The sequence below is a fragment of the Cupriavidus neocaledonicus genome, from assembly GCF_000372525.1.
Classification (GTDB): domain Bacteria; phylum Pseudomonadota; class Gammaproteobacteria; order Burkholderiales; family Burkholderiaceae; genus Cupriavidus; species Cupriavidus neocaledonicus.
In genome coordinates this window covers 123247-140010 of sequence record NZ_AQUR01000098.1, presented here as the reverse complement: position 1 = coordinate 140010, position 16764 = coordinate 123247, and the positions used below count along the sequence as shown (strand labels likewise).

At 67.1% G+C, this 16764-nt stretch carries 20 protein-coding genes; 17 read left to right on the top strand and 3 right to left on the bottom strand.

Features of this window, described 5'->3' with window-relative positions:
* Positions 1-10 precede the first annotated feature (10 nt).
* From A3AG_RS0117150 to A3AG_RS0117130, 6 genes are all read left to right on the top strand, one after another.
* Complete coding sequence (locus tag A3AG_RS0117150; RefSeq protein WP_035849083.1) at positions 11-802, top strand: MinD/ParA family ATP-binding protein; 792 nt, start codon at positions 11-13, stop codon at positions 800-802.
* Between the two features lie 105 nt (positions 803-907).
* Complete coding sequence (locus A3AG_RS0117145) at positions 908-1624, top strand: RNA polymerase sigma factor FliA (protein WP_018006614.1); 717 nt, start codon at positions 908-910, stop codon at positions 1622-1624.
* On the top strand, positions 1624-2061 hold the full coding sequence (locus tag A3AG_RS0117140) for a flagellar protein FlhE (RefSeq protein ID WP_018006613.1): 438 nt from the start codon (positions 1624-1626) through the stop codon (positions 2059-2061). The genes A3AG_RS0117145 and A3AG_RS0117140 overlap by 1 nt, the downstream gene beginning before the upstream one ends.
* Before the next feature lie 6 nt (positions 2062-2067).
* Entirely contained in the window at positions 2068-2778 is a 711-nt protein-coding gene (locus tag A3AG_RS33470) for a PAAR domain-containing protein (RefSeq protein ID WP_204321160.1), read from the top strand.
* A complete protein-coding gene (locus tag A3AG_RS33465) occupies positions 2778-3332 on the top strand; it encodes a DUF4105 domain-containing protein (protein ID WP_081610743.1) in 555 nt (184 codons plus the stop codon). The genes A3AG_RS33470 and A3AG_RS33465 overlap by 1 nt, the downstream gene beginning before the upstream one ends.
* 3 nt (positions 3333-3335) lie before the next feature.
* Positions 3336-3629, top strand: a complete 294-nt coding sequence (locus A3AG_RS0117130; protein ID WP_018006611.1) for a hypothetical protein — start codon at positions 3336-3338, stop codon at positions 3627-3629.
* Between the two features lie 161 nt (positions 3630-3790).
* Here the strand turns inward: A3AG_RS0117130 and A3AG_RS0117125 are convergent, their stop codons facing one another.
* The 3 genes from A3AG_RS0117125 to flgA form a co-directional block, all read right to left on the bottom strand.
* A complete protein-coding gene (locus A3AG_RS0117125) occupies positions 3791-4252 on the bottom strand; it encodes a flagellar protein FlgN (RefSeq protein ID WP_018006610.1) in 462 nt (153 codons plus the stop codon).
* 5 nt (positions 4253-4257) lie between these two features.
* On the bottom strand, positions 4258-4569 hold the full coding sequence (gene flgM / locus A3AG_RS0117120; protein WP_018006609.1) for a flagellar biosynthesis anti-sigma factor FlgM: 312 nt from the start codon (positions 4567-4569) through the stop codon (positions 4258-4260).
* A gap of 163 nt (positions 4570-4732) precedes the next feature.
* A complete protein-coding gene (gene flgA, locus A3AG_RS0117115) occupies positions 4733-5509 on the bottom strand; it encodes a flagellar basal body P-ring formation chaperone FlgA (protein WP_018006608.1) in 777 nt (258 codons plus the stop codon).
* Positions 5510-5742: 233 nt separating this feature from the next.
* Between flgA and flgB the strand changes: the two genes are divergently transcribed.
* The 11 genes from flgB to flgL all read left to right on the top strand — a co-directional run bounded on the left by flgB (position 5743) and on the right by flgL (position 16706).
* Positions 5743-6150: a flagellar basal body rod protein FlgB gene (gene flgB, locus A3AG_RS0117110; protein WP_012355129.1), complete on the top strand. Its 408-nt coding sequence runs from the start codon at positions 5743-5745 to the stop codon at positions 6148-6150.
* A 15-nt stretch (positions 6151-6165) separates the two neighbouring features.
* The gene (flgC, locus tag A3AG_RS0117105; protein WP_018006607.1) at positions 6166-6573 is read left to right on the top strand and encodes a flagellar basal body rod protein FlgC; all 408 of its coding nucleotides are present in this window, start codon (positions 6166-6168) and stop codon (positions 6571-6573) included.
* A gap of 58 nt (positions 6574-6631) precedes the next feature.
* A complete protein-coding gene (gene flgD, locus A3AG_RS0117100; RefSeq protein ID WP_018006606.1) occupies positions 6632-7312 on the top strand; it encodes a flagellar hook assembly protein FlgD in 681 nt (226 codons plus the stop codon).
* Positions 7313-7380: 68 nt separating this feature from the next.
* A complete protein-coding gene (gene flgE, locus A3AG_RS0117095; protein ID WP_018006605.1) occupies positions 7381-8607 on the top strand; it encodes a flagellar hook protein FlgE in 1227 nt (408 codons plus the stop codon).
* A 26-nt stretch (positions 8608-8633) separates the two neighbouring features.
* Entirely contained in the window at positions 8634-9377 is a 744-nt protein-coding gene (gene flgF, locus A3AG_RS0117090) for a flagellar basal-body rod protein FlgF (RefSeq protein WP_018006604.1), read from the top strand.
* A 61-nt stretch (positions 9378-9438) separates the two neighbouring features.
* Positions 9439-10224, top strand: coding sequence for a flagellar basal-body rod protein FlgG (gene flgG, locus A3AG_RS0117085; RefSeq protein WP_012355134.1), 786 nt, complete (start codon positions 9439-9441; stop codon positions 10222-10224).
* 11 nt (positions 10225-10235) lie between these two features.
* On the top strand, positions 10236-10934 hold the full coding sequence (gene flgH / locus A3AG_RS0117080; RefSeq protein ID WP_026164258.1) for a flagellar basal body L-ring protein FlgH: 699 nt from the start codon (positions 10236-10238) through the stop codon (positions 10932-10934).
* 7 nt (positions 10935-10941) lie between these two features.
* Positions 10942-12087, top strand: coding sequence for a flagellar basal body P-ring protein FlgI (locus A3AG_RS0117075; RefSeq protein ID WP_026164257.1), 1146 nt, complete (start codon positions 10942-10944; stop codon positions 12085-12087).
* A 2-nt stretch (positions 12088-12089) separates the two neighbouring features.
* Complete coding sequence (gene flgJ / locus A3AG_RS0117070; RefSeq protein ID WP_018006601.1) at positions 12090-13148, top strand: flagellar assembly peptidoglycan hydrolase FlgJ; 1059 nt, start codon at positions 12090-12092, stop codon at positions 13146-13148.
* A gap of 370 nt (positions 13149-13518) precedes the next feature.
* A complete protein-coding gene (flgK, locus tag A3AG_RS0117065) occupies positions 13519-15438 on the top strand; it encodes a flagellar hook-associated protein FlgK (RefSeq protein WP_018006600.1) in 1920 nt (639 codons plus the stop codon).
* Positions 15439-15476: 38 nt separating this feature from the next.
* The gene (gene flgL, locus A3AG_RS0117060; protein ID WP_018006599.1) at positions 15477-16706 is read left to right on the top strand and encodes a flagellar hook-associated protein FlgL; all 1230 of its coding nucleotides are present in this window, start codon (positions 15477-15479) and stop codon (positions 16704-16706) included.
* The last annotated feature ends 58 nt before the right edge of the window (positions 16707-16764 follow it).

Genomic DNA, 16764 nt, shown 5'->3' with positions numbered 1-16764 from the left:
CACCCTCGCCATGGACCAGGCCGCGAGCCTGCGCAGGATGCTGGCGCCGCGCACCACGCGCCGCATCGCCGTGCTCGCCAGCGAACGCGGCGCCGGCGCTACGACCGTGGCGCTGGGCTTGTCGCATGCGCTGGCGATGCAGGGCGAGCGCGTGCTGCTGGTCGACGAAGACGCCAACGCCCGTGCCACGCGCTGGTCCGGCGCCAGGCCGGCGGGCACGCTGGCCGACGTTTACGCGGGCCGGTTGTCGCTGGAGGCCGCGGCGGGCGTGAGCCCGCAAGGCGTGCTGTCGGTACTGCCGGCGGGCCGGCCGGTGCCGGGCGCTGCCTTGCCGACGGCGGCGACGAACGATTTCCGTAGCGTGCTGGTCGACGCCGGCCTCGACGCCGACGGCGCCCTGTCGCCGCTTGCGGGCGATGCGCACAACGTGCTGGTGGTGATGCGCCCGGAGCTGGCGTCGATCACCGCCGCTTACGCCTGCATCAAGCGGCTGCACCACCTGTACGCGTGGCGCCAGTTCCACCTGATCGTCAACCTGGCGGCCAGCGAAGCCACGGTGCAGGCCATCCTGCGCAACCTGGCGCGCACCGCCAGCCAATACCTCGGCGTCGAAGTGCTGTGCGCGGGCTGGCTGCCGGCGGACCCGCTGGTGGCGCGCGCCGCGCAGCTGGGCCGCTGCGTGGTCGATGCCTTCCCGGCCGCGCCGGCCACCGCGGCACTGCGCCGCAGCGCAGGCGGCATCGGCGCCTGGCCGCTGCGCGCGGATGCTGCGATGCCCGCCGCCGCTCCCGCGATGGCCTGAGCCTGCCAGCCATGCCACCCGAAACCACCACACCCTGAGCCAGCCGGCACGCCAAGGCGCGCCGGTCCAGCAATCCAGCAATCCAGCATTCACGAGAATTGCACTATGTACACGATCCAGGGAAAGCTCGAACAGGCCGATGTGGTCAAGGCGCACGCCCAGCTGGTGCGCCGCATCGCGCTGCAGCTCGCCGCCCGGCTGCCCGCCAGCGTGCAGATCGACGACCTGATCCAGGCCGGCATGATCGGCCTGCTCGACGCCGCCAAGCGCTATGAAGACACCCACGGCGCGCGCTTCGAGACCTACGCCAGCCAGCGCATCCGCGGCGCCATGCTCGACGAGGTGCGCGCCAACGACTGGCAATCGCGCAGCCTGCGCCAGTTCACCCGCCGCATCGAACGCACCCAGCGCAACCTGGAACAGAAGCTCGGCCGCACGCCGATCGATTCCGAAGTGGCCGAGGCCATGGAGATGCCGCTGGACGAATATCAGCTGCTGCTCAACGAGGTCTATGGCTGCCAGCTGCTGCACTATGAAGACTTCGAGCGCTCCGGCGAAGAAGACTTCCTCGACCGCCACCTCGGCGGCAGCGACGACGGCAACCCGCTGACCGTGCTGATGGAAAGCGGCATGCGCGAGGCACTGGTCCGAGCCATCGAACGCCTGCCCGAGCGCGAGAAGCTGGTGCTGTCGCTGTGCTACGACCAGGAACTGAACCTGCGCGAAATCGGCGCGGTGCTCGACGTGACCGAGTCGCGCGTATGCCAGATCCGCGGCCAGGCCATCAACCGGCTGCGCAGCCAGTTGCGCGGCCTGCTGTGATGCCCGGCAAGGCGCGCACCGCGCGTGGCGCATGCTGGCTGCTGGCGGCGGTATCTGCGTGCGCGTGGGCCGCGTTCGACGCCGGCACCCGCCATGCATGGATGGGCTCCGTCAACGGCCCGGCCCTGCACGGCCGCGGCCAGCGCGCGGTATCGCCACCGATCCTGCCCACCGGCGTATTGCCGCAATCGGAAGGGGTGATTACTTCGGTGCGCTGGCGCTACAGCTTCGCCAAGACGCCGCCGGCGGAACTGCAGGCCTACCTGTGCAATGCGCAACGCTGCGTGCTGTTGCCGCAGGCCGAGGGCAAGACCGAGGCCTTCTTCGGCGACGATGCCACCAAGGGGTTTGTGTTTGCGTTCCGGGTGCCCGGGCAGGGGAGCCTGGTGCCGGTGTTGCACGGGCGGAGCAATGAGGTGGTGGTGGGGTTCAGGTAGCGACGAATGTTCCGTTTTTTCGTCACTTATCAACAATCGACGAAAAAATGGAACATCAGGCGATCCGGTCAAACAGCTGCCAGACTCAAAACCACTACATGGCTCCGGGAAACGATAAATCAGATATTTCCTATATACGGCATTAAGCTTCATCGATATAAGCGGAAATCTTGGCCACTTCGCTTAGTCATCATGATGAAAGGCATCATTTGCCGCGGCGATCGAACGGACCACGGCGGCACCGTTATTCAAGGCTTCATGAATACGGAATCAAATGGAAGAGCCTGGGCCGGCGTGGGGCACATGGTTGTTTGCCCTCGATGCAAGGGGACGTTCCCGATCATTGAGGGTCATGCGCAAATCACGGTGGATGGAATTGCTGTTGCCATGCATGGCATGCGTACTGCCTGCGGCGCGGTACTGCTAGCCTCGTCAAGTGTCACGGTTGCAGAGCACCCGTTACCTGGCTCAGCGGGAACTGCCTACATGACAAAGTCGTCCGCATTCGCCGTGGCACCCACGAGCGACTTGCATACGGATTTGTTTGTGTTACGCGATCTATCCACAGGCGCCCCCCTTGCGAATACGGACTATGCAATCCTGCGTGCATCCGGTGAATTCGAGTATGGCCGAACGAACGCCCAGGGCCATACGCACATGCTTAGTACGGTTGCGCAAGCTGAGGGGATCGACGTCTACGCTGAGGGCATGCGCTAATGGCAACCGTCAAACATCCTAACGGTAAGATCCTTACCCTGGTTGCGCAGCGGCGAACGACGCCGCTGCCGGCGGATGCACCAAAACCTATCTACATTGAGCGCGAATTTATCGAAGTACTGGTCTTCGATAGCATGCCAAATCCATCGTCGATAATGGGTCATGCAGCCATTGAAGTGCGCGGAATTACGTACAATCGCCAGGCGGACGGTTATCGTCGCCAAGCGCCAACCGCCTACATTTACCGAGAGACGGCGCAACGAGATATCATCGGCCTCCGTCTCTGGGTGACCCCGATGGAAGCTGACGCGCTACAGGCCGATCTAGAAAGCCGTGTGAATGCAGGCAAAAAATATGATCTTCTCAGGAATTCATGCTCGACCAACACCGCTCAAGCACTGGAGAACATCGGCATCCTGGCACATGACCCACGCAACATACAGACGCCCGTTACGCCCGCCGAGCTATTATCCGTGGTTAGCAAGTCCAACCGTGTCGTGGAAAGAAGGCTGTATCCAAAAGGTTGGAAGCATGGCGCGTCCACCAACTGGTAGACCATGAGGAAGATATTCATTACCTTGGGATTGCTTACGCTTATGGCCGGAGCGTACGTATTTGTCACTGGTCTGCGCATCAGTTTTACGCCAAGCGTGACCATTACTGCCGTTAAGCTCTACGCTACCGAAGAGGATGCCAGTGCGCAGAGCGAGAACTTCCAGATGTTGCCAATCAATACCAAGTGCTATCTAACCAAGGTCGGGAGCAAGCACAACACTATGCGCGTGCGCTGCGAAGAGCCGGCGGTTGAGGGTTGGATTTGGGACTTCCACCTGTTTGAGCCACCGCTTTGAGCTGCGAATCATATCTGCCACCATGACGGTGGCGTGGTCCCGCGCACGATTTGTGTACTCCCTCTCCCGCTTGCGGGAGAGGGTTGGGGTGAGGGCGAGCGCATCAACGAAGTGAACGCGCACGCTATTGCCATGGCAGAAAGCGCACGGCAACCGAACCCTTACCCGGCCGCCAAACTAACCCCACCCACACCCGCCGCCGCCTTCCCATCCTTCCCATACAACCCCGCATCCCAGCCGCTATGCTGGCGCAGCGCCTGGATGGCTTCACGGGTGAAGTCGAGATGGGCGTCTACCACCGCCCCGTTGAGCGCATTGGCGTCGCGCGCGGTGCGGGCCGCGAAGATCAGCCCGCGCCAGGCATCGGCCACCGCCGGTTCGATTTGGCGACCCAGCAGCTGGCCTTCAGGGCCGGCGCGCAGGCCCAGCGCGCCCATCTGGGCTTCGCGGGCCTTGAGCTGGCGGGACAAAGCCTGGCCCAGTTCTACCTTGCGCGTCAGCAGTCCGCTCAGGGACTGGAAGTCGCCCCGCTTGAGGGCGTCGCGCTCTTCGGCGAGGAGTTGGCCGAAGGCGTGGATGCCTTCGGTTTCGCGCTGCAGGGACTGGATCAGGCTCTGGCTCATGGTGGCTATTTGGCGTCGGCCTGGCCGAGCTCGCGCAGGGTGGCGAGCAGGCCATCGGCAATCTTGCCCGGGTCGATGCGGATCCGGCCTTCGGCGATGGCCTGGCGGATCTCTTCGACCTTGGCGGTATCGATATCGTCGTCAGTGGGCTGGGCCAGGCGGGCGCTGATGTCGCGCACCTGGGCGGCCAGCGGGCTGACGCTCAGGCCGGCCGACGGCGCGGCCGCTGCGGCGGCGGCCGGGGCGGCCTGGGGCCGGGCGGCGTCGCCGGCGGCGGCGTCGGCGGGCCGGGACGAGGTGGAGTGGTTGATCTTCACGGGGCGATCCTTGCTGGTTTCCTATGGCATTACGGACGCGCCGGCGAATTCTTTAGGGCGCCTGGCCCGGATTCGCTGCGCGGCGGCTGCGGCGGCATTTTCGCATGCCGCCGGCCCCGGAATTCCAGTCATTCCAGCCACGGTTACAGCACCCGGCGCAATGTCATTGAAGCACCACGGTGTCGCCGCTGCGCACCAGGCCATTGACCACCTGGCCGTTGCGCAGCCGCACCTGCACGGTGTTGCCGGTGGCGGCGTCGGCCAGCACCTTGCCTTCGCTGGTGATCTGGAAGGCCTCGCCCTGGACCGCCACGGTGACGGTCTGGCCCTGGCGCACGGCGATGGCCTTGCGCAGCAGGTCTGCGCGCAGCGGCGAGCCGGCGGCGATGCGGTTGGCGGTGACGGCGCCGGCAAGCTGCGCCGGGTCGGTGATCACCGCGCGCGGCAGTGCGCCCAGGTCGCCCTGGCGGACTTCGACATCGGCCTGGCCGACCGGCTCGCCCGCGCCCAGCGCGCGCGCGGCCACGTAATAGTCGGTCAGCACGGATACACGCGCCTGCATGTAGCGCACCCAGGGCCGCTCACCGCCGCAGCGCACGCCCACCGAAACGCGGCCCCATGGCGAAGCGCCGGCGGGCAGGAAGGGATCGGGCGCGATGCATTCGGGCGCGCGCCCGCCTGACGGCGGTGCCACCTGCACGCTGACCTTGCCCGGCAGCCCGGCGGCCTGCTGCTGCAGGAAGCGCTCGATGGCCACCCGCGCGGGGTCTTCGGTGAAGGGGCTGGCGGCGGCGTGGGCGTGGCTGCCGCCACCGTGCGCGGCCGGTGCCTGCATGGCCACCGGCGTGACCTGTGCCAGCGCGGCGGCGGCAGCGCCAAGCAGGCAGGCGCCAAGCGTGGCTTGCGCCAGGCGGCGCGCGTTGCGGCAATGCTGTGTCATCTGGACTTTCCGGCAAGGACGGCGCGCGGCCCCGTGACTGGCTGCGCGCGCCGTATACATCTGTCATCGGGGCCCATTGTAGGCAGCGCCCCGCGCGCGGGCGGGCCGAAATGCGCGGATTTCCCGTCCTTATTCATCCGATTGGCGTGACAGTACCCCGCCTAAGATGCCAACCCTGAAGAAGCTACGTGCGCTCCGTTGACAGGAGCGCTTGTCCAGCACGGAGAGGCCAGATGATTGACAGACTTGATGCGGCGCTACGTTTCCAGCAGGAAGCGCTGAGCCTGCGTAACCAGCGGCAGTCGGTGATTGCCTCGAACATCGCGCACGCGGACACGCCCGGCTACAAGGCGCGCGACTTTGATTTCTCCAGCACGCTGGCGCAGACCGTGGAGCGCGGCCACCGCAACGAGGGCATGTCGCTGTCGACCACCTCGGTGCGCCACCTGCCCGCGCAGGCGCCGGGGCGCGAGGAATTCGACCTGGCCTACCGCATTCCGCTGCAGTCCAGCGTCGACGGCAACACCGTCGAAATGGACACCGAACGCGTGGCCTTCGCCGACAACGCCGTGCACTTCGAGTCCGGCCTGACGGTGATGAATTCCAAGATCAAGACCATGCTGGCCGCGATCCAGCAGTAACCGGGGAGCGAACCCATGCCGGCAATGAACATCTTCGACGTCGCAGGCTCGGCCATGGCCGCGCAGTCGCAGCGCATGAACGTGACCGCGTCCAACCTGGCCAACGCCGACAGCGTGGTCAGCCCCGACGGCCAGGCCTACCGCGCCAAGCAGGTGGTGTTCGGCATGGCGCCCACGCCGGGCCAGACCGATATTGGCGGCGTGCAGGTGCAAGGCGTGAGCGAGGACCCGTCGCCCCCGCGCATGGTGCACAACCCCACGCACCCGATGGCCAATGCCCAGGGCTATGTGGTGATGCCCAACGTCAACCCGGTGGAGGAGATGGTCAACATGATCTCGGCCTCGCGTTCCTACCAGGCCAACGTGGAAGTGCTCAACACCGCCAAGAACATGATGCTGAAGACGCTGACGATCGGCCAGTAAAACGACCCGGCCCGTCACGGCAACGGCTCCATCCGCACCTCGCACACAAGCAACTGACATGACCACCACCTCGCCGGTAGGCAGCAACACGCAAGGCAGCAACACGCAAGGCATCAACGACGCGCTCAAGAGCGGCAGCGCCAGCGCGTCCGAGCTGCAGAACAACTTCCTGACCATGCTCGTCACGCAGATGAACAACCAGGATCCCCTCAACCCGATGGACAACGCGCAGCTGACCTCGCAGCTGGCGCAGATCAGCACGGTCAGCGGCATGCAGACCATGAACGCGACGCTGTCGCAGCTGCTGTCGCAGGTCAGCGCCAGCCGCGCGATGGATTCGGCCGCGCTGATCGGCCGTACCGTGATGGTGCCGGGCAAGCAGGTATCGGTGGAAGGCGGCGTGCCGGGCAAGATCGGCGTGGACCTGCCGTCGACCGCGGACGCGGTCACCGTCGACGTGCTCGACAAGGACGGCAACGTGGTGCGCACCATCGACATGAAGGGCCAGACCGCGGGCGTGCACAACATCGCGTGGGACGGCAAGAACAACGCCGGCGTCGCCGTGGCCGACGGCGACTACACCTTCAAGGTGAACGCCACCGCCAACGGCACCTCGGTGCAGCCGGTGGCGCTGGTGTACGGCAAGGTCCAGAGCATCAGCGGCGACGCCAGTGGCGTGCTGGTGGACCTGGGCGACGGCCAGACCGCCAACGTCGATGACGTGCGCCGCATTCTTTAATACGCAGGTGCCGGCAGCGCGGGGGCGCCAACCGGCTTCAACGATAGCCTAGTCAAAAGGAAGCAATCATGGGTTTCGGTCAAGGGGTAAGCGGCCTGAACGCCGCCGCGTCCAACCTGGACGTGATCGGCAACAACATCGCCAACGCCAACACGGTTGGCTACAAGCAATCGGCCGCGCAGTTCGCCGACGTCTACGCGGGCACCAAGATCGGCCTGGGCGTGCGCGTGAACTCGGTGGTGCAGTCGTTCAACCAGGGCAATATCGAGGCCTCGGGCCGGTCCCTGGACGTGGCCATCACCAACGGCAACGGCTTCTTCCGCATGACCAGCCCGGAAGGCGCGGTCTACTACTCGCGCAACGGCCAGTTCCAGCGCCAGGAAGACGGCCGCATCACCAATATGCAGGGCCTGCAGGTAACCGGCTATCCGGCCGGCGTGGCCGGCGGCGCGGGCGTGCAGCCGCAGCCGCTGGTGATCAGCAACGCGCAGATGGAGCCGCGCGCCACCAGCAGCATCACCGCCAAGTTCCAGCTCGATTCGCGCGCCACCGTGCCGACGCAGGCGTTTGCCAGCGCGCCCGGCGTGCCGCCGACCACCAACATGTTCAACTACAGCACGGCGATCAACGTCTATGACTCGCTGGGCAACAAGCAGCAGCTGACGGCGTACTTCGCCAAGTCGGGCGCGGCGCCGACCGTGCCGGGCGGCACCGACTGGCAGATGTACGTGACCGACGTCAACGGCAACGCCGTCGGCGGTGCGCCGGTCACGCTGTCGTTCGACAACGCCGGCGCGCTGCAGGCACCCGGCGCGGGCGCGGTCACGCTGACCCAGCCGGCGGCCAACGGCGCCCAGGCCATGGCCATGCGCCTGGACCTGACCGGCACCACCCAGTTCGGCGCCGACAACGACGTCAAGCAGCTCAGCCAGAACGGCTACACCTCGGGCAGCCTGCTGGGCTTCTCGGTCAACGGCGACGGCACCATCACCGGCAGCTATTCCAACGAGCAGACCAAGCCGCTGGGCCAGATCGTGATGGCCGCGTTCGGCAACGTCGAAGGCCTGAAGCCGGAGGGCGACAACGTCTGGTCCGCCACCGGCGCATCCGGCCAGCCGCTGCTCGGCGTGGCCGGCGGCAGCCTGGGCACGCTGCGCTCGAACGCGGTGGAAGCCTCCAACGTGGACCTGTCCGGCCAGCTGGTGAACCTGATCGTGGCCCAGCGCAACTACCAGGCCAACGCGCAGACCATCAAGGCGCAGGACACGGTCATGCAGACCCTGGTCAACCTGTGACCGCCACGCTGAGCTGAGCCGCCGCCATGGACCGCATGATCTACACCGCCCTGTCGGGCGCCAAGCAGATACTCGACCAGCAAGCGGCGGTATCGAACAACCTCGCCAACGTCTCGACGCCGGCGTTCCGCGCGCAGGTCAACCTGTACCGCGCGGTGCCGGTGGTCGGGGCGGAGGCCGGCACGCGCGCCTTCACGCTGGCCTCCACGCCCGGTGCCGACATGCGCGCCGGCCCGCTCACCTACACCGGCCGCGCGCTCGACGTGGCGCTGCAGGGCAATGGCTGGCTGGTGGTGCAGGCGCCCGACGGCAGCGAGGCCTACACCCGCGCCGGCGCGCTGCAGGTGGCGCAGGACGGCCAGGTGCAGACCATTTCCGGGCTGCCGGTGATGGGCGATGGCGGTCCGCTGGCGGTGCCGCCGGGCTCGCAGGTGACCATCGGCACCGACGGCACCATCACCGCGCGCGGGCCAGGCGAAGCCTCAGCCGGCCTGGCGCAGGTGGGAAGGCTGCGCGTGGTCAACCCGCCCAACGACGCCATCGCCCGCGGCGATGACGGCCTGTTCCGCCTGCGCCCCGGCGCGCAGCCGCTCGAGGCCGATCCCACCGTGCGCGTGATTTCGGGCGCGCTCGAAGGCAGCAACGTCAACCCGACCGAAGCCATGGTCGAGATGATCGCCAATGCGCGCCGCTTCGAGATGCAGATGAAGATGATCCAGGGCGCCGACGGCAACGAGCAGCGCGCCAACCAGCTGCTCTCGACCAACTGAACCGAATGACCGGCCGGCACGGCGTTGTCGTGCCGGCCCCCAGCACCCACCAAGGACCCACATGATCCGCTCTCTCTGGATTGCCAAGACCGGCCTCGATGCGCAGCAGACGCAGATGGACGTGATCTCGAACAACCTGGCCAACGTGTCGACCAACGGCTTCAAGCGCGGCCGCGCGGTGTTCGAGGAACTGATGTACCAGACCATCCGCCAGCCCGGCGCGCTGTCGTCGGACCAGACCACGCTGCCGTCGGGCATGCAGCTGGGCACCGGCGTGCGCCCGGTGGCGACCGAGCGCATCCACACCCAGGGCAATCCGCAGCAGACCGGCAATGCCAAGGACGTGGCCATCCTGGGCCAGGGCTTCTTCCAGGTGGCGCTGCCCGACGGCACCACCGCCTATACCCGCGACGGCTCGTTCCAGGTGGACCAGAACGGCCAGCTGGTAACGTCCAGCGGCTTCGTGATCCAGCCCGCCATCACCATTCCGGCCAACACGCTGTCGATGACCATCGGCCGCGACGGCACGGTGTCGGTGACGCAGCCGGGCTCCAGCGCCAACGTGCAGGTGGGGCAGCTACAGCTGGCCACCTTCATGAACCCGGCCGGCCTGGAAAGCATGGGCGAGAACCTGTACGTGCAGACCGACGCCTCGGGCGCGCCCAATACCACCGTGCCGGGCCTGAACGGCGCGGGCGTGGTGCAGCAGAACTATGTCGAGGCCTCCAACGTGAACGTGGTCGAGGAACTGGTCAGCATGATCCAGACCCAGCGCGCGTACGAGATCAACAGCAAGGCGGTGCAGGCCTCCGACCAGATGCTGCAGCGCCTGGCGCAACTGGGTTGATCGGTGTGAACATGGCCACCTTGCTTTCCCGCCTGGGCGCGCGCGTGCTGGTTTGCCTGGCCGGCGTGGCAATGCTGGCCACCAGCGGCTGCGCGCTGATGCCGCGCGAGCCGCTGGTGCAGATGCCGACCACGGCACGCGCCGAGCCGCGCCCGATCGGCCCGGCGTCGGGCTCGATCTACCAGTCGTCGTACGCCGGCAATCCGCTGTTCGAGGACCGCCGCCCGCGCAACGTGGGCGACATCCTGACCATCCTGATCACCGAGAACGTCAACGCCAGCAAGAACTCCGGCACCAACACCAGCCGTACCGGCAACGCCGCGCTGGCGTTCGACGCCGTGCCGCGCGCGCTGGGCGGCCTGTTCGGCACCAGCCAGAACGCCAACATCAACGGCGCCAACACCATGAAGGCCAGCGGCGGCGCCAGCGCGGCCAATACCTTCAACGGCACCATCACCGTGACCGTGCTGGAGGTGCTGGCCAACGGCAACCTGGTGGTCTCCGGCGAAAAGCAGATGGCCATCAACCAGGGCGCCGAGTTCATCCGTTTCTCGGGCGTGGTCAACCCCCGCACCATCACCGGCGACAACGCCGTGCTGTCGACGCAGGTCGCCGATGCGCGCATCGAATACACCGCCAAGGGCGTGATCGACGAAGCGCAGAACATGGGCTGGCTGCAGCGCTTTTTCCTCAATGTTTCTCCGTTCTGACCGCGCCATGTCTGCCCAGATGCTCGCTCGTTTCCTGTCCCGCCTGCTGCGGCTGACCATGGTCAGCCTGGCGCTGGGCGTGGCCTTCGGCGCCTTCGCCTCCAGTGCCAAGGCCGAGCGCCTGAAAAACCTGGCCACCTTCCAGGGCGTGCGCGACAACCCGCTGGTCGGCTACGGCCTGGTGGTGGGGCTGGACAACACCGGCGACCAGACCATGCAGACGCCGTTCACCACGCAGAGCCTGACCAACATGCTGTCGCAGCTGGGGATCACGCTGCCGGCCGGCAAGAACATGCAGCTCAAGAACGTGGCGGCGGTGATGGTCACGGCCACGCTGCCCGCGTTCGCGCAGCCCGGCAGCCAGCTCGACGTGGTGGTGTCGTCGATGGGCAATGCCAAGAGCCTGCGCGGCGGCACGCTGCTGATGACGCCGCTCAAGGGCGCCGACGGCCAGGTCTACGCGATCGCGCAGGGCAACATGCTGGTGGGCGGCGCGGGCGCGTCGGCCAACGGCAGCAAGGTGCAGATCAACCAGCTGGCGGTGGGGCGCATTGCCAACGGCGCCATCGTCGAGCGCGCGGTGGCGCCGTTCCAGCCCGATGGCGGCGTGCTCAACCTCGAACTGAAGGACACGGATTTCGGCACCGCCGAGCGCGTGGTCGAAGCCATCAACCGCAACATGGGCGGCGGCGTGGCCGCGGCGCTGGACGGGCGCGTGGTGCAGGTGCGCGCGCCGGCGTCGCCGGCGGCGCGCGTGGGCTTCCTGGCCCGCATCGAGAATCTCGACGTGACCCCGGCGAAGGCCGCGGCCAAGGTGATCCTGAACGCCCGCACCGGCTCCATCGTGATGAACCAGGCGGTGACGGTGGAAGACTGCGCGGTAGCGCACGGCAACCTGTCGGTGGTCATCAACACCCAGCCGGTGATCAGCCAGCCGGCGCCGTTCAGCGAGGGGCAGACCGTGGTGGCGCCGGTGTCGCAGATCGACATGAGACAGCAGGGCGGCTCGCTGCAGATCGTCAAGGCGGGCGCCTCGCTGGCCGCCGTGGTCAAGGGGCTGAATGCGCTGGGCGCGACCCCGGCCGACCTGCAGACCATCCTCGAAGCGATGCGCGCCGCGGGTGCGCTGCGCGCCGAGCTGGAAGTGATCTGAGCATGAACAGCGGCATCAACGGTGGCGCGCTGCCCGCGGCGGGCGCCGACCTGACCCAGCGCTTCGCGCTGGACACGCAGGGCTTCGAAGCGCTCAAGCACAGCGCGCGCGGCGGCGCCGACGCCAGTACGCTGCACGCCGTGGCGAAGCAATTCGAGGCGGTGTTCACGCAGATGGTGCTCAAGAGCATGCGCGATGCCACGCCGCAGGACGGCCTGTTCGACAACGAGCAGAGCAAGCTCTACCTGTCGATGATGGACCAGCAGCTGGCGCAGCAGATGTCGTCGCGCGGCATCGGCCTGGCCGACGTGATGGTGCGCCAGCTGGCGCGCGCCACCGGCACCGCGATGCCCGCCGGCATGAACACGCTGACACCGGCCGAGGCCGGCAAGGCCGCCGATGCCGAGATGGCCAGGCTGCTCGACAGCCGCGGTGCCGGAGCTATGCCCGCCGACGCGGGCGAGCAGGCCGACCTGCCCGCCATCGGCACCATCGTCGCCGGACAGCAATGGAATCCCACCGCGGGCCTGCGCCAGTACCAGCCGCAGTCCTACGCGGACCGCGGCCAGGGCGAAGACCGGCTGGGCCGGCTGCCCGACGATGCGCCCGCCCACGTCAGCGCCTTCGTCGCCCGCATGGCCGGCCCCGCCGAAGCCGCGTCCCGCGCCAGCGGCGTGCCGGCACGGCTGATCGTCGGCCAGGCCGCGCTGGAATCCGGCTGGGGCCAGCGCGAAATCACGCACGCCGACGGCTCGACCACCTTCAACGTCTTCGGCATCAAGGCCGGCCCCAGCTGGAAGGGCCGCGTCGCGGAAATCACCACCACGGAATACATCGACGGCCAGCCGCAGAAGGTGCGTGCGAAGTTCCGCGCCTACGGCTCGTACGACGAGGCTTGCGCCGACTACGCGCGCCTGCTGACGAGCAATCCGCGCTACGCGGGCGTGGTCAGCGCGGCGAACGCCGAAGATGCGGCGCATGGCTTGCAGAGGGCGGGGTATGCCACGGATCCGGCGTACGGGCACAAGCTGGTGAAGATCATGAAGAAGGTGGCGGCTTAGGGTCAAAGCTTTGCTTGAAGCCGCCGGCCGCATCATTGCCTCGGCGTTTCAAATTCCCCCTTGTGTACTCCCTCTCCCGCTTGCGTACTCCCTCTCCCGCTTGCGTACTCCCTCTCCCGCTTGCGGGAGAGGGTTGGGGTGAGGGCGGGAGCATCAACGAAGTGAAGGCCATCGCTATTGCCACCGCCGGCCCTCACCCCCGCCCCTCTCCCGCAAGCGGGAGAGGAGAGCAAACTGCCGCACCGCAAGCGCCAGTGCGTTCCAATTCATGCCGCAGCCTAAAGTCCCGCCCCCACCGAGCCGATAACTTCCCAATACCACCCCGCCGCCCCCAACCGCGGCAGTCCCACCAATCCCGGACCAGAGCACCATGTCTCTCTTCAGTATTGGCCTCTCCGGCCTGAACACCGCGCAGAACGCGCTGACGACGACGGGCCACAACTTTGCCAACTCGGCAACCGAAGGCTATTCGCGCCAGAACACCATCGTCGCGTCCGCCGGCGGCCAGTACACCAGCCAGGGCTTCTACGGCTTCGGCTCGAACACCACCACGGTGATCCGCGTCTATGACGAGTTCCTGACCGGCCAGCTGCGCGGCGCCACCTCGGCCAGCGCGTCGCTGGCGATGTACTCGGACCAGATCAGCCAGATCGACAACCTGCTGGCCGACCAGAAGGGCGGCCTGGCGCCGCTGATGCAGAAGTTCTTCGCCGCGGTGCAGGCGGTGGCCGATACCCCGGCCGATCCGGCCGCGCGCCAGGGCATGCTGTCGGCGGGCCAGGCGCTGGTGGGCCAGGTGCGCTCGGCCAGCAACTACTTCAAGCAGCTGCAGTCCGGCGTCAACGAACAGGTCGGCACCGCCGTCACCCAGGTCAACGCGTATACCAAGCAGATCGCCAACCTGAACCAGGAAATCACTCGCCTGAAGGCGGCCTCCGGCGGCCAGGCGCCCAACGACCTGCTCGACCAGCGCGACCAGGCCGTGGCCGAGCTGACCAAGCTGGTCGGCGCCAAGGTGGTGGTGCAGGACAGCGGCACCTACAACGTCTTCGTCGGCAACGGCCAGCCGCTGGTGATGGGCAATGACGCCTATGAACTGAAGGCCGTGGCCTCGGCCGCCGACCCGAACCGCACCGTGGTGGCCTACACGCTGCCCACCGGTGCCGTGATCGAGAGCGAGCCGGGCGCGCTCACCGGCGGCTCGCTGGGCGGCCTGCTGCAGTTCCGCACCGAAACCCTGGATCCGGCGCAAAGCGCGATCGGGCGCCTGTCGCTGGCGATCGGCGCGAGCTTCAATGCGCAGCACCAGCTCGGCATCGACCTGAACGGCGCCGCCGGCACCGACATGTTCAAGCTGGGCGGCGCCACCACCATCCCCAACGCCAACAACGCCGTCAAGACCACGGTCGCCACCGCCACCATCAGCAATGCATCGGCGCTGACCACCAGCGACTACAAGCTCCATTTCGACGGCACCAACTACACGCTGACGCGCCTGTCCGACAACCAGCAGGTGGTCACGCCCGTACCGGCCGGCGGCGCCACCTACCCGCTGCAATTCAGCGCCGACGGCTTTACCGTCGAGATCAATGCGGCGATGGGCACCAACGATTCGTTCACGGTGCAGCCCACCCGCAACGCCGCCACCGGTTTCGACATGGCGGTCAATGACCCGGCGAAGATTGCCGCGGCATCGCCTGCCTACATCGAGGCGACCGCGGGCAACAAGGGCAACGCCACCGCGTCGCTGAGCAAGGTCGCGCCCGGATTCACGCCGCCGGCCGGCAAGATCACCGCCGAGTTCGACGGCACCAACTACATCTTCAAGGTCGGCGGCGTGGCCATGGCGCCGCAGCCGGTGGGCGTGCCCAACGGCAGCAATACCGATTTCACCCTCAACGGCCTGACCTTCAGCTTCGGCGGCACGCCTGCCGCCGGCGACAGCTTTACGCTGGGCAGCAATGCCGGCGCGGTCAAGGACAACGGCAACATGCTGGTGCTGGCCAAGCTGCAGAACGCCAAGACCATCGGCGGCGTGTCCAGCTTCAGCGAAGCCTACGCGCAGCTGGTCAACGATGTCGGCACGCGCGCCAAGTCGGTCAAGATCGCGTCGGCGTCGCAGGACAGCATCACCACGCAGATCAAGACCGCGCAGCAATCGGTGTCCGGCGTCAACATGGACGAGGAGACCGTGTCGATGCTGCGCTTCCAGCAGCTGTACCAGGCCAATGCGCGCGTGATCCAGACTGCCGGCACGCTGTTCGACACCATCATCGGCATCGGCCGCTAAGCGCCGCAGCCAACCCGCGTCAGAAGAGGTAACCCAATATGCGCGTTGCAAGCTCCACCCTGTACCAGCAAGGCCTGGCGTCGATGAACTACCAGCAGGGCGCGCTGATGCATATCCAGCAGCAGCTCGGCACCGGCCGCTCCATCCTGACCCCGTCGGACGATCCCGTCGGCGCCACGCGCGCGCTGGGCGTCAGCCAGGCGCAGGCCGTCAACGGCCAGTACGCCACCTCCCGCAACCAGGCCAATATCGCGCTGGCGGCGGAAGAAAACGCGCTGCAGTCCGTCACCACCATCACGCAGAACATACAGACCATGCTGGTGCAGGCCGGCAACGGCACCATGAGCGATGCCGACCGCGGCTCGCTGGCGACCGCGCTGGAAGGGCTGTACAACCAGCTGCTGAGCCTGGCCAACTCCGACGACGGCAACGGCCAGTTCCTGTTCGGCGGCACCCGCTCGGGCAGCGCGCCGTTCACGCAGAGCGCCGGCGCAGGCAACTACATCGGCGACAACAGCCAGCAACTGCTGCAGGTCGACGTGGCGCGCCAGATGCCCGCCGGCAACACCGGCCGCGAAGTCTTCATGAGCGTGACCGGCGGCGCCGGCTATGTGGTCAAGGGCAACCCCGCCAATACCGGCACCGCCACCTTTGGCACGGTGTCCACCACCGATCCGAGCAATCCGCTGTTCGGCCACGCGCTGCAGCTGTCGTTCACGGCCAACGCCGCCGGCCAGATGGAATACACCATCACCGACACCTCGACCGGCGCCACCCCCGCGCCGGTGGTCACCGGCCCGGTGATCTACAACTCGCCGGCACAGATCGACGTCGCGGGCTTCACCTTCAATGTCTCCGGCGCCCCCAAGGCCGGCGACACCCTGACCATGCAGCCGGCCAGCGAGGCCGGCACCGACATGTTCGCCAACCTGCAGACCGTGATCGACAGGCTACGCCAGCCGGCCGCCTCCGAGAACGACCGCGCCAACCTGGGCAACGTGCTGTCTACCGCCGTGCGCCAGTTCTCCAACTCGCTCGACAACGTGCTGACCGTGCGCGCGTCGGTGGGCTCGCGCATGAACGAGCTGGATGCGCTGGACGACGTGGGCACCAATCGGAACCTGACGTATTCGCAGACGCTGTCGGGGTTGCAGGACCTGGATTACGCCAAGGCGATTACCGAGTATTACCAGCGGCAGGTGGCGTTGCAGGGGGCGCAGCAGTCGTTCATGCAGATTCAGGGGATGAATCTGTTTAAGTACCTGTAAGGGGGAAGGGGCCGGCAACCAAGAGGGCTTGTTTCCGCACATCTGTCAGATCGACAAT

Excerpts from the sequence above, each read along its gene's own strand:
- flgE (WP_018006605.1), top strand. The coding sequence starts at position 7,381 with ATGGGTTTCGGTCAAGGGGTAAGCGGCCTGAACGCCGCCGCGTCCAAC.
- A3AG_RS0117125 (WP_018006610.1), bottom strand. The coding sequence starts at position 4,252 with ATGAGCCAGAGCCTGATCCAGTCCCTGCAGCGCGAAACCGAAGGCATC.
- A3AG_RS0117145 (WP_018006614.1), top strand. The coding sequence starts at position 908 with ATGTACACGATCCAGGGAAAGCTCGAACAGGCCGATGTGGTCAAGGCG.
- flgG (WP_012355134.1), top strand. The coding sequence starts at position 9,439 with ATGATCCGCTCTCTCTGGATTGCCAAGACCGGCCTCGATGCGCAGCAG.
- flgC (WP_018006607.1), top strand. The coding sequence starts at position 6,166 with ATGCCGGCAATGAACATCTTCGACGTCGCAGGCTCGGCCATGGCCGCG.
- flgL (WP_018006599.1), top strand. The coding sequence starts at position 15,477 with ATGCGCGTTGCAAGCTCCACCCTGTACCAGCAAGGCCTGGCGTCGATG.
- A3AG_RS33465 (WP_081610743.1), top strand. The coding sequence starts at position 2,778 with ATGGCAACCGTCAAACATCCTAACGGTAAGATCCTTACCCTGGTTGCG.
- flgK (WP_018006600.1), top strand. The coding sequence starts at position 13,519 with ATGTCTCTCTTCAGTATTGGCCTCTCCGGCCTGAACACCGCGCAGAAC.
- flgF (WP_018006604.1), top strand. The coding sequence starts at position 8,634 with ATGGACCGCATGATCTACACCGCCCTGTCGGGCGCCAAGCAGATACTC.
- flgH (WP_026164258.1), top strand. The coding sequence starts at position 10,236 with ATGGCCACCTTGCTTTCCCGCCTGGGCGCGCGCGTGCTGGTTTGCCTG.
- A3AG_RS0117075 (WP_026164257.1), top strand. The coding sequence starts at position 10,942 with ATGTCTGCCCAGATGCTCGCTCGTTTCCTGTCCCGCCTGCTGCGGCTG.
- A3AG_RS0117140 (WP_018006613.1), top strand. The coding sequence starts at position 1,624 with ATGCCCGGCAAGGCGCGCACCGCGCGTGGCGCATGCTGGCTGCTGGCG.
- flgA (WP_018006608.1), bottom strand. The coding sequence starts at position 5,509 with ATGACACAGCATTGCCGCAACGCGCGCCGCCTGGCGCAAGCCACGCTT.
- flgD (WP_018006606.1), top strand. The coding sequence starts at position 6,632 with ATGACCACCACCTCGCCGGTAGGCAGCAACACGCAAGGCAGCAACACG.
- flgB (WP_012355129.1), top strand. The coding sequence starts at position 5,743 with ATGATTGACAGACTTGATGCGGCGCTACGTTTCCAGCAGGAAGCGCTG.
- A3AG_RS33470 (WP_204321160.1), top strand. The coding sequence starts at position 2,068 with ATGTTCCGTTTTTTCGTCACTTATCAACAATCGACGAAAAAATGGAAC.
- flgJ (WP_018006601.1), top strand. The coding sequence starts at position 12,090 with ATGAACAGCGGCATCAACGGTGGCGCGCTGCCCGCGGCGGGCGCCGAC.
- A3AG_RS0117150 (WP_035849083.1), top strand. The coding sequence starts at position 11 with ATGGACCAGGCCGCGAGCCTGCGCAGGATGCTGGCGCCGCGCACCACG.
- A3AG_RS0117130 (WP_018006611.1), top strand. The coding sequence starts at position 3,336 with ATGAGGAAGATATTCATTACCTTGGGATTGCTTACGCTTATGGCCGGA.